General features: G+C 44.1%; 8 protein-coding genes and 2 rRNA genes. 5 read left to right on the plus strand and 5 right to left on the minus strand.

The window, feature by feature from the left end:
• Window positions 1-5: 5 nt before the first annotated feature.
• The 4 genes from EDX97_RS05220 to EDX97_RS05235 all read right to left on the minus strand — a co-directional run bounded on the left by EDX97_RS05220 (window position 6) and on the right by EDX97_RS05235 (window position 6,715).
• Window positions 6-2,886, minus strand: a 23S ribosomal RNA gene (locus tag EDX97_RS05220).
• Between the two features lie 204 nt (window positions 2,887-3,090).
• A 16S ribosomal RNA gene (locus EDX97_RS05225) occupies window positions 3,091-4,629 on the minus strand.
• The 16S and 23S rRNA genes sit together here, the layout of an rRNA operon.
• Before the next feature lie 193 nt (window positions 4,630-4,822).
• A complete protein-coding gene (gene rpiB / locus EDX97_RS05230; RefSeq protein WP_128520137.1) occupies window positions 4,823-5,269 on the minus strand; it encodes a ribose 5-phosphate isomerase B in 447 nt (148 codons plus the stop codon).
• Window positions 5,270-6,715: an alpha-amylase gene (locus EDX97_RS05235; protein WP_183164275.1), complete on the minus strand. Its 1,446-nt coding sequence runs from the start codon at window positions 6,713-6,715 to the stop codon at window positions 5,270-5,272.
• Between the two features lie 128 nt (window positions 6,716-6,843).
• On the opposite strand from EDX97_RS05235, the gene gdhA reads away from it, so the two are divergent.
• Genes gdhA through EDX97_RS05250 form a run of 3 tightly spaced genes read left to right on the plus strand, consistent with a single transcriptional unit; the run spans window position 6,844 to window position 9,472 of the window.
• A complete protein-coding gene (gene gdhA, locus EDX97_RS05240; RefSeq protein ID WP_128520139.1) occupies window positions 6,844-8,175 on the plus strand; it encodes an NADP-specific glutamate dehydrogenase in 1,332 nt (443 codons plus the stop codon).
• A gap of 60 nt (window positions 8,176-8,235) precedes the next feature.
• Complete coding sequence (locus EDX97_RS05245) at window positions 8,236-8,898, plus strand: YoaK family protein (protein ID WP_128520140.1); 663 nt, start codon at window positions 8,236-8,238, stop codon at window positions 8,896-8,898.
• Between the two features lie 10 nt (window positions 8,899-8,908).
• Complete coding sequence (locus EDX97_RS05250; RefSeq protein ID WP_128520141.1) at window positions 8,909-9,472, plus strand: manganese efflux pump MntP; 564 nt, start codon at window positions 8,909-8,911, stop codon at window positions 9,470-9,472.
• On the opposite strand, the gene EDX97_RS05255 is transcribed toward EDX97_RS05250, so the two are convergent.
• On the minus strand, window positions 9,461-10,843 hold the full coding sequence (locus EDX97_RS05255; RefSeq protein WP_128520142.1) for a DEAD/DEAH box helicase: 1,383 nt from the start codon (window positions 10,841-10,843) through the stop codon (window positions 9,461-9,463). The two genes, EDX97_RS05250 and EDX97_RS05255, sit on opposite strands and share 12 nt — an antisense overlap.
• 75 nt (window positions 10,844-10,918) lie before the next feature.
• On the opposite strand from EDX97_RS05255, the gene EDX97_RS05260 reads away from it, so the two are divergent.
• Together EDX97_RS05260 and EDX97_RS05265 are read left to right on the plus strand one after the other, a co-directional pair.
• On the plus strand, window positions 10,919-11,671 hold the full coding sequence (locus EDX97_RS05260) for a threonine/serine exporter family protein (protein WP_128520143.1): 753 nt from the start codon (window positions 10,919-10,921) through the stop codon (window positions 11,669-11,671).
• A gap of 11 nt (window positions 11,672-11,682) precedes the next feature.
• The gene (locus tag EDX97_RS05265; protein WP_128520144.1) at window positions 11,683-12,114 is read left to right on the plus strand and encodes a threonine/serine exporter family protein; all 432 of its coding nucleotides are present in this window, start codon (window positions 11,683-11,685) and stop codon (window positions 12,112-12,114) included.
• Window positions 12,115-12,119 lie beyond the last annotated feature (5 nt).

The raw sequence follows: 12,119 nt of genomic DNA on the forward strand, positions 1-12,119 counted from the left end.
CTTCTCAGATCAAGTCCTCGACCGATTAGTACCAGTCAACTCCGTACATCGCTGTACTTCCATCCCTGGCCTATCTACCTTATCGTCTTTAAGGGGTCTTACTTCTTGGGAGATCTCATCTTGGAGTAGGCTTCGTGCTTAGATGCTTTCAGCGCTTATCCTTTCCCTGCTTAGCTACCCGGCTGTGCTCCTGGCGGAACAACCGGTGCACCAGCGGCAGGTCCATCCCGGTCCTCTCGTACTGAGGACAGCTCTCCTCAGATCTCCAACGCCCACAACAGATAGGGACCGAACTGTCTCACGACGTTCTGAACCCAGCTCGCGTACCGCTTTAATGGGCGGACAGCCCAACCCTTGGAACCGAATCCAGCTCCAGGATGCGATGAGCCGACATCGAGGTGCCAAACCTCGCCGTCGATGTGAACTCTTGGGCGAGATCAGCCTGTTATCCCCAGGGTAGCTTTTATCCGTTGAGCGACGGCCCTTCCATTCGGCACCGCCGGATCACTAATCCCGACTTTCGTCCCTGTTCGACCTGTTTGTCTCACAGTCAAGCACGCTTCTGCATTTGCACTCGACGATTGGTTTCCATCCAATCTGAGCGTACCTTTGGGCGCCTCCGTTACTCTTTGGGAGGCGACCGCCCCAGTCAAACTGCCTGCCTGACACGGTCCCCGGTCCCGCTCAGGGACCTGGGTTAGAACTCCGATCGCACAAGAGTGGTATCCCACCGGCGACTCCTCGTATTCTGGCGAACACGTCTCTCTGTCTCCCACCTATCCTGTACGTCTACGACCAAAGTTCAATATCAAGCTGCAGTAAAGCTCCATGGGGTCTTTCCGTCTAGTTGCGGGTAACCTGCATTTTCACAGGTACTAAGATTTCACCGAGTCTGCTGCCGAGACAGCGCCCAAATCGTTACACCTTTCGTGCGGGTCAGAACTTACCTGACAAGGAATTTCGCTACCTTAGGACCGTTATAGTTACGGCCGCCGTTCACTGGGGCTTCAACTCACTGCTTCCTCTTTCGATTCACAGATCCTCTTAACCTTCCAGCACCGGGCAGGTGTCACCCTCTATACTTCGCCTTGCGGCTTCGCAGAGAGCTGTGTTTTAGTTAAACAGTCGCTTGGGCCTCTTCACTGCGGCTCTTTCGAGCACTCCTTCTCGCTAACTTACGGAGTCATTTTGCCGAGTTCCTTGGCAACAGTTCTCTCGCTCACCTCGGGATACTCTCCCTGCCCACCTGTGTCGGTTTTGGTACGGGCCGGACATACATTGCTAGAAGCTTTTCCTGGAAGCCGGTCCGCATGTCTTCGCTACTCGATCGCTCTTTCGCTTCCCTGTCACGTCTTCACGTTCCGATGACCGGATTTGCCTGGTCATCCGCTACCTCGCTTCGCCCTCAATCCGTTAAGAGGGTCATGCTTCCCGTCTCCGTCACTCCTTCGCTCTACATCCGGGTGCAGGAATATCTGCCTGCTTTCCATCCGCTACGCCTTTCGGCCTCGCGTTAGGTCCCGACTTACCCAGGGCGGACGAACCTTCCCCTGGAATCCTTGGGCTTTCGGTGTGAAGGATTCTCACCTTCATCTCGCTACTCACACCGGCATTCTCGCTTCCATGCGGTCCACCGCTCCTCTCGGTACGGCTTCTTCCTGCATGCAACGCTCCCCTACCACATCTTTACGATATCCGCAGTTTCGGTATCCGGCTTAGCCCCGGTACATTTTCGGCGCAGGGTCACTCGACTAGTGAGCTGTTACGCACTCTTTCAAGGATGGCTGCTTCTGAGCCAACCTCCTAGTTGTCTGTGCATCCCCACTTCCTTTTCCACTTGGCCGGAATTTTGGGACCTTAACTGGCGATCTGGGCTGTTTCCCTCTTGACCATGGACTTTATCACTCACGGTCTGACTGCCGTGCATCCTGTTCGGCATTCGGAGTTTGATTGAGTTCAGTACCCCGGGATGGGGCCATCACTCATTCAGTGCTCTACCTCCGATCAGGTTCTTCACGACGCTAGCCCTAAAGCTATTTCGGGGAGAACCAGCTATCTCCGGGTTCGATTGGAATTTCTCCCCTAGCCACAAGTCATCCGCCAGCTTTTCAACGATGGTCGGTTCGGTCCTCCATTCAGTTTCACCTGAACTTCAACCTGCTCATGGCTAGATCACCCGGTTTCGGGTCTGCGATGTTCTACTTCCGCCCTATTCAGACTCGCTTTCGCTGCGGCTCCGCGTTTTCCCGCTTAACCTCGCATCTCATCGCAACTCGCCGGTTCATTCTACAAAAGGCACGCCATCACCCTTCAACGGGCTCTGACTTCTTGTAGGCATACGGTTTCAGGTTCTCTTTCACTCCGCTCCCGCGGTTCTTTTCACCTTTCCCTCACGGTACTGGTCCACTATCGCTCACTCAACTATATTTAGCCTTGGCGGATGGTCCCGCCTGCTTCCGACAAGATTCCTCGTGTCTCGCCGTACTCAGGATCCTGCCCGCTTCCTTTCGCATGTCGTCTACGGGGCTTGCACCCTCTTCGGCCGCGCTTCCAATCGCGTTCCACTATGCTCCATTCGTCTTTGGCAGTCCTTCAACCCCGTCCCTCGGGACGGTTTGGGCTGGTCCCCTTTCGCTCGCCGCTACTCAGGGAATCATTCTTATTTTCTTCTCCTGCGGGTACTTAGATGTTTCAGTTCCCCGCGTACCTCTCATATCCCTATGGATTCAGAATATGATGACCGATCTTCTATCGGCCGGGTTCCCCCATTCGGATATCGATGGATCTTCGCTCCCTAACAGCTCCCCGTCGCTTTTCGCAGTTTGGCACGTCCTTCTTCAGTATTGAGTGGCCAGGCATTCGCCGTACGCCCTTCCTTGCTTGATCTTGGTTCTCTTCGTGTTTTCTTCGAGATTCTTCAGAACTGTTCTACTACTGTTTATGAAATCTTCTTCACTAAACGTTATAGACCTTCTGTTGTCTTCTTCGTTGTTCGATTTTCAAAGATCATCTCTGAGAAATCTTCCGATCTCTCAAAACTGATCAGGAATCCTTTTCGCACATCTCTCTGTACACTTGCTTTCTCCTTAGAAAGGAGGTGATCCATCCCCACGTTCCCGTAGGGATACCTTGTTACGACTTAACCCCAGTCATCGGTCCTACCTTCGACGGCTCACTCCCTAAGGTTATGCCACCGGCTTCGGGTATTACTGACTCCCATGGTTTGACGGGCGGTGTGTACAAGGCCCGAGAACGTATTCACCGCGACATGCTGATTCGCGATTACTAGCGATTCCAACTTCATGGAGTCGGGTTGCAGACTCCAATCCGAACTGGGACGGACTTTTCGGGATTCGCTCCAGGTCGCCCTGTCGCTGCCCTCTGTATCCGCCATTGTAGTACGTGTGTGGCCCAGGCCATAAGGGGCATGATGATTTGACGTCATCCCCACCTTCCTCCGGTTTGTCACCGGCAGTCTGATATGAGTCCCTAACTTGATACTGGTAACATATCACAAGGGTTGCGCTCGTTGCGGGACTTAACCCAACATCTCACGACACGAGCTGACGACAACCATGCACCACCTGTCTCCCTGATAGCCTCCGATACATCTCTGCATCTTTGCAGGGGATGTCAAGGCCTGGTAAGGTTCTTCGCGTTGCTTCGAATTAAACCACATACTCCACCGCTTGTGCGGGCCCCCGTCAATTCCTTTGAGTTTCACACTTGCGTGCATACTCCCCAGGCGGAGAACTTATTGCGTTGACTGCGGCACTGAGTTATTCCCCCAACACCTAGTTCTCATCGTTTACGGCGTGGACTACTAGGGTATCTAATCCTATTTGCTCCCCACGCTTTCGTACTTCAGCGTCAGTTGCAGACCAGGCGACCGCCTTCGCCACCGGTGTTCTTCCATATATCTACGCATTTTACCGCTACACATGGAGTTCCATCGCCCTCTTCTGCACTCCAGCCGGACAGTTTCCAGTGCAGTGCTGCAGTTGAGCTGCAGCCTTTCACACCAGACTTATCTGGCCGCCTACGTACCCTTTACGCCCAATCATTCCGGATAACGCTCGCCACCTACGTATTACCGCGGCTGCTGGCACGTAGTTAGCCGTGACTTTCTGGCGAGATACCATCAAACCGGAAGCATTCCCTCTTCCTGTCCTTTTTCTCTCGCAACAGAGCTTTACAATCCGAAGACCGTCTTCACTCACGCGGCATTGCTCGTTCAGGGTTCCCCCCATTGACGAAAATTCCCTACTGCTGCCTCCCGTAGGAGTTTGGGCCGTGTCTCAGTCCCAATGTGGCCGTTCGCCCTCTCAGGTCGGCTATGCATCGTCGCCTTGGTGGGCCGTTACCTCACCAACTGGCTAATGCACCGCAGGTCCATCCATGTCCAGGGCCGTGGCCCCTTTAACATATCGAAGATGCCTTCCATATGCCTATCCGGTTTTAGCAGTCGTTTCCAACCGTTGTCCCGGGTACATGGGCAGGTTACCTACGTGTTACTCACCCGTTCGCCACTGATCCGGAAGATGCAAGCACCTTCCTTCTCCGTTCGACTTGCATGTATTAGGCATGCCGCCAGCGTTCATCCTGAGCCAGGATCAAACTCTTCATTTGATTTAGCTCTACGATGTCTCTGACATCTTTTTTTCCTTTTCGAAATTGACGTGTTTCTTGGTTTCCTGTTCAGTTTTCAAAGATCGTCACGCTTTCGCGTGCTCAATTATATTATCAAATCTATCCCCCTTCTGCAACCCCTTTTTTAATTTTTTTCAAAAAAAGAAGTCGAACCATTGTTCGACTCATGTTTTTACTGATTATTTTCAATTTCAGTGATCTTTTCAATTCTACGTTTATGACGTTCTCCATTACTAAATGGTGTAGATAAAAAGGTGTGTACAATATCTTTTGCGGTTTCAATTCCAATAATTCTTTGTCCCATCGATAAGACATTGGCATCATTGTGTTCCCGTGTTAAACGTGCCATCGTCGTATTCGTGCACAATCCACAACGAATGCCTTTTACTTTATTGGCTGCAATCGAAATACCAATACCTGTACCACAAATTACGATACCTTTTTCTACTTCTCCAGATACAACCTTATCGGCAACAGCTTTCGCATAATCTGGATAATCACAACTATCCGTACTATTGGTACCACAATCAATGACTTCATGACCTTCTTCCGTCAACATAGCTTTAATGATGTCTTTATACTCTACCGCACCATGATCATTTCCAATCGCAATTTTCATTTATTTGACCTCCTCTTTCATTGTCTGTACGTCTGCCTGTCTTAAATATATACCACATTGACCATCTCGACAAACAAAAGTACCATTTCCATTGGCATCAATGATTACTTCGTCACCTGTAATGATATCAATGAATTTTTCATTTGGCTCACCGACATGAAAGGTTTTTTGATTTCGATAACTATTGGTCATGACCACAATGATCGGATGTTCGGACCTGACCATCCAACCAATACAATGCCAATCATCCAATCGATCTTCGATATCATCGCTCATAAAATGTTTACGAATCCAACACATTTCTGCTAAATACGGAACCGGATCAATATGATCATGGGAAATTCCATACATATCACCATAAAATACACAAGGAACTTTGCATCGATACAAAAGAATCAAAGCATACGCATGAATCTTGAACCAGCCTTGGATCCAAGACTGCAAAGCTTGCCCTGGTTGTGTATCGTGATTATCAACAAAAGCTACCGCATAATCCGGTTGTTGCTGGGAAAGTGTTCCCTGAAAAATTGTGGCCATATTGTATTGATCATAACTATTGGAAGCATCAAATAAATGAAAATGCAACGGCACATCAAACAAAGTCATACAATGATTACAATGATTGAGATATTGATTTAGATCATTGACATTACCACTCCAATATTCACCAACCGCAAATGGATTCGCTTTCGCCATATTCGCTTGTGACTGTAACCAACCTGGAAAAAAATCAAAATCAATGCTCTTACAAGCATCCAACCGATATCCATCCACATGACACATTTGCCAATACCATTTTCCCCATCGATAGAGTTCTTCTACGACAGTAGGATTGGAAAAGTCCAAATCATCACCCATGATATAATCAAAATTATCATCTTCATGCGATACATTTTCATCCCATTGTTTTGTATTGAATTCCAACAATTCGTTTCGTTTGGATAAAGCATCATAATCCGTTCCATCAAAACAATCCCAATTCCATATAAAATCGGAATACTTTCCCTTACGGCCTGGGAACGTATATTTCGTCCATACTTCTACGGTCTCTTCATCCGAAAGAGCATGTTCTCGATGATTCCAATCCATTTGTCGGGCTTGGATCGTTTCTTTGGCATCGGCACCCATTCGATGATTAAAGACAATATCCGCAATTACCGCAATACCGGCTTGATGACATGCATCAATGGCTTGGAGATATTCATCTTTGGTTCCATATTTTGTTGGAATGGTTCCTTTTTGATTGAACTCACCAAGATCATACATATCATAGACGCCATATCCCACATCGTTCTTGCCACTTGCTCCTTTATAGGCAGGAGGCAACCAAATCTTATCAATACCCAAAGCTGCAATTTTTTTTGCTTCTTGCGCAACTTGTTTCCACAAAGACCCATCATTAGCTAGATACCATTCAAAATATTGAATCAATGTTGTTTTGTTCACAAATCGACACCTCTCTATACATATAGGATACCACATCTTGAAAACAATGAAAAAAGATGAAAAGTACTGTAAACCATTTCATGAATATGATATATTAATCGCGGAATCAATATTCCAGGAGGAAATTCATGACAGATTTAAATGCTATTTACGAAACTGTTAAGAAAAGAAATCCCAATGACATTGAATTCCTTGAAGCGGTAGAAGAAGTATTCCGTTCTTTGGAAATCATCCAGGAAGTTCATCCAGAAAAATTGGATGACGATGTGATGAAACGTTTGGTTGAACCTGAACGTCAAATCATTTTCCGTGTCCCTTGGGTCGATGACAATGGTGTGACACAAGTCAATCGTGGTTATCGTATTGAATTTAATTCAGCAATTGGTCCTTACAAAGGTGGTCTTCGCTTCCATCCATCGGTAAATGTAAGTATCATCAAATTCTTAGGATTCGAACAAATCTTCAAGAATGCCTTGACAACATTGCCAATGGGCGGTGGAAAAGGTGGATCTGACTTTGATCCAAAAGGCAAGAGTGACGCTGAAGTTATGCGTTTCTGCCAAAGCTTTATGACCGAATTATATCGTCACATCGGACCAGACACAGATGTTCCTGCTGGTGATATCGGTGTTGGTGGACGTGAAGTTGGTTATTTATTTGGACAATACAAACGTTTGAAAAACGAATGGAGCGGTGTATTGACAGGTAAAGGATTAACTTTTGGTGGTTCTTTGGTTCGTACCGAAGCAACCGGATATGGATTATGTTACTTCACCGAAGCCTTATTGGAAGACAATGGTACTTCTTTCAAAGGTAAGACCGTTTGTATTTCTGGTAGTGGTAACGTTGCCATCTATGCTTGTGAAAAAGCAACGCAATTAGGTGCTAAAGTTGTTACGATGTCTGATTCCAATGGATTTGTATACGATCCAAACGGAATTGATTTAGATCTTGTCAAAGAAATCAAAGAAGTTCGTCGTGGACGTATCAAAGAATATGTTGAAAAACATCCAGAAGCTACATATACACCAGGTGCTCGTCCTTGGAGCATCAAATGTGATATTGCCTTACCATGTGCAACACAAAACGAAGTTAGCCTAGACGATGCAAAGAACTTAGTTGCCAATGGTGTATTTGCTCTTTGCGAAGGTGCGAACATGCCAACAACGCCAGAAGCTATCGATTACATCAAACAACATGGTGTATTCTATTCCCCAGGTAAAGCTTCGAATGCCGGTGGTGTAGCTTGTTCTGGATTGGAAATGTCACAAAACGCACAACACTTATCATGGACAGCTGAAGAAGTCGACACTCGTTTACACGATATCATGGTCAACATCTTCAATACTTGCCGTGATACTGCCAAAGAATATGGTCATGAAAAAGACTATGTTGTTGGTGCCAACATTGCTGCTTTCTTAAAGATTGCTGAGGCAATGAAAGCACAAGGTACTGTTTAGTCATTTGAGAACGCATCGAAATGCGTTCTTTTTTTTCGCCATTTGTTGTATACTATCCCTATGAATCGTGCCAAACAAACCTCAGAATCGATAGAATTAGCTATTTTTCTAGCTATGAGCGGTGGCTTGATGGATGCCTACTCCTATTTATTACGAGACCAAGTTTTTGCCAATGCCCAAACCGGAAACATCCTCTTATTTGGTGTTTATGCTTCCAGTGGACAATGGGATCATTGCCTCCACTATGCCTTCCCTATCCTGTTTTTTTGTATTGGTATTGCCCTTTGCGAAATCATTCATCTCCATAAAATTCATTTTATGCATTGGCGTCAGTTTACTTTGCTCATTGAAATTGGTTTATTGGCCATCGTATCCATGATCCCCCTTTCCTATAATTTGCTTGCCAATTCATTGACATCCTTAGCCTGTGGTATTCAAGTCCAAGCTTTTCGTAAACTGCATGGCAATAGCTTTGCCACGACCATGTGTATTGGTAATATTCGCAGTGGCACACATCATTTGATCCACTTTTTTTATGAAAAAGATAGACAAAGTCTTGAACGTGCTTTACTCTACTATTTTGTGATCATTTGTTTTGTGGTGGGTGCTATTATTGGCAATTTGTGCTTGCCTTTTCTACAAACCAAAACAATTCTTGTCAGTTGCGGCCTATTATTGATTGCCTTGCTGATCATGTGTATTGATCGCGAAAATAAAAAATAGGAGATAAATCATGGACTTATTATCAATCATATTGTGTGGTATTGGCCTGGCCATGGATGCTAGTGCTGTTTCCATTGCGAAAGGCATGTCCTTATCCAAAGAACATATCAATGAATACGCCATTAAGTTAGGCCTTGCCTTTGGTTTCTTTCAAGGTGCTATGCCCTTGGCTGGTTATTTTATTGGTTCTCATTTTGCGAAATATATTACTTCCATTGATCATTGGATCGCTTTTATTTTATTATCGATCATCGGTATCAACATGATTCGTGAAAGCAAAGAAAAAGATGAAGATGCCTCTGTCGTGCACTCCATCTCTTGGAAAGTCATTTTGGTTTTAGCCATTGCCACCAGCATTGATGCCTTGGCCGTTGGCGTTACCCTCGCCTTCTTACGTGTAAATGTTTGGCTAGCTACTGGTCTTTTTGCCCTCATTACTTTTGTTCTTTCTTTCATCTGTGTCAAATTAGGAAAGAAACTTGGTTCTTTATTTCAAGCCTATGCCGAACGATTGGGTGGTATCATCCTCATCGTATTGGGAATTAAAATATTAATTGAACACTTATTCTTCTGATTTTGCACGTTCAACTCGAACGTGTTTTTTCTTGACTTGATGTAAATTCTTTAAAATAATATCTCCCTTTCCATGTAAGATATCAACAAATGTTTGATGATCTTGTACCTGGATCACGCCAATATCATCCATCGTGATGCCATGAATTGCACATAAAGCACCTACAATATCACCAGGCCGTATCTTCTTGGATTTACCTGCTGTAATATATAACTTCATGATATCTTCACGCACTTTCGCATCTTTATTTTCAATCTTACGATGACTTGTTTTTAATACTTCAAAACGCCATGGTTCCAAAGAAACATCATTATTCCATTCAGGAAGCGAACGATCATACGATTGCCCTGGTTCAATAAATGTGATGGCTTTTCCTTCTTCATAAATACGTCCACTACGACCAATTCGATGGGTATAGATTGTCTTTGAATCCGGTTTATCATAATTGATGACCAAATTCACTTTTTCGATATCAATACCTCGCGCTAAGATGTCCGTAGCAATCAAGATTCGGACATTGCCTTTTTCAAATGCCTGAATCGTTTCTTTTCGTTGCGATTGTTCCATTCCTGCATGAATACGCATGACCGATACATCATACAAAGAAAGATATTGATACAAAGCATCGACACGATCTTTTGTCGCACAAAATATGATACAAGCATCCGGTAATTCTTTTTGTAGTACTTCTAAACACTTTTCGGGCTTATTTTCATTCGCTACCAGGATACGATATGAATCAATTTGATGATTGGTTTGATCCACTCGAATCACAGGGGCATCTTGCATATATTTATGTACAAAGTTTTGTACCGATTCACCCATTGTTGCACTGACTAAAACAATCGTTTCCGGCTGCACATGATTGATGATCCATTCCATTCGTTCAATAAAATCCGTATTTAATAAAGCATCCGCTTCATCTAACACCAAATATTTGATTTGTTCATACGAAAAACTACCTTGAAGCATATGATCATAGACTCGTCCCGGTGTTCCCACAAGGATATGAGTTCGTTGAGATAGATCTTCTTTTTGCATATCAAATGATTGTTTGCCAATCAATGTCACACATTTTACTTTCTTATACGCACCTAATAAGGATAATTCTTTTTCAATCTGCATAGAAAGTTCTCGTGTAGGGGCTAATACCATCGCTTGTGGATCGTGTTGATTGATGACTAGATCTTGTTCCAATCCAATCCCATAGGCCAATGTTTTCCCTGAACCGGTACGTGATTGCACCACACAACTGGTATGTTTCAATAATGTAGGTAGAACCGCTTCTTGAATTGGCATGAGATCCTGGTAGCCCATGCGAGCAATGCTTTTTTGTAAGGATGGATCTATGGATAAATCGCTAAATTTCATAGCCTTATTGTAAAGAGATTCCCTATGTTTGGCAAGCCATTGAAAAAAAACAGATCTTTTGTATACTAAAATTATATGGAAAATACGGCCAATCAATATCTTACAATCGCGATGGATGTAGGTGAAAAATTACTCCAATATGGTGCGGAAACAAATCGTACCGAAGATAGCATTCGTCGCATATGCATAGCGTATGGAGCTACCCGAGTGGATGTGTTTTCCATCACTGTCAATATCGAAACAACAATGCATATTGGATATGATACCTATACCCAAACGCGTCGAATCCAAAATACCACGATGGATATTGATAAATTAAGTGCTTTAAATGAGTTATCTCGATATATCTGCAAAAATAAGCCACCATTGGTCGTGGTTGAAAAACGATTAAACAATATTGAAGAAATTCAAAATTATCCCTATTCTTTACAGGTTTTTGCGTATGCTCTCATATCCGGTTCTTTTTGTGTATTTTTTGGAGGCAATTTTCATGATATGATTGCTGCCGCCATCATTGGCGCTTTATTAAAACCCATTGAATCGGGCATTAAAAAATATTCAAACAATCGCATTTTTATTCCTTTGGTTTGGTCTCTTTGTGGTGGTTTATTAAATGCTTTCTTTCTCCACATAGGGATTGGCGATCATTATGATCTGATTGCGATTGGCAATATCATGATTCTAATTCCTGGTACTGCGTTCACAAATGCCTTAAGAGATTTATTCATCGGTGATTCCATTACAGGTGTCATACACATTGTGGAGGCCATTCTGGTGGCAATATCCATTGCTTTGGGTTTTGTTTGTATTCATTCCTTTTTATTGTAGAGGTAGTTACGATGTTCAATATAATACAACTGATCATGGCCTTTTTCGGTTCTATGGGATTTGCGTTCATCTTTAATACCAAAAAAGATATATTGCTGCCTACATGCATGGGCGGTTTTCTTGCGTGGCTAGTTTATTTGATCACCCATCAATGGCTAGCGAATCCGTATCTATGCGGCTTTATTGCCTCTTTGTTTATGGGTATTTACGCCGGGATCATGGCTCGAATCTATAAAAAACCAACGACCGTTTTTATTGCCGTTGGTGCTATTCCACTGATTCCTGGGTCTGGTCTTTATTATACGATTTATTATCTTTTACTCCAAAATACAGCTCGTAGTCTCTATTACGCTAAATATACTTTGATTTTTGCGTCTTGTATGTCAGCTGGTATTATCTTTATCAATATTCTTTTTTCCCAATTTACCAAACAAAAGGACTAAGTTTG

It is taken from the genome of Absicoccus porci (genome assembly GCF_003725415.1).
Lineage (GTDB): Bacteria > Bacillota_I > Bacilli_A > Erysipelotrichales > Erysipelotrichaceae > Absicoccus > Absicoccus porci.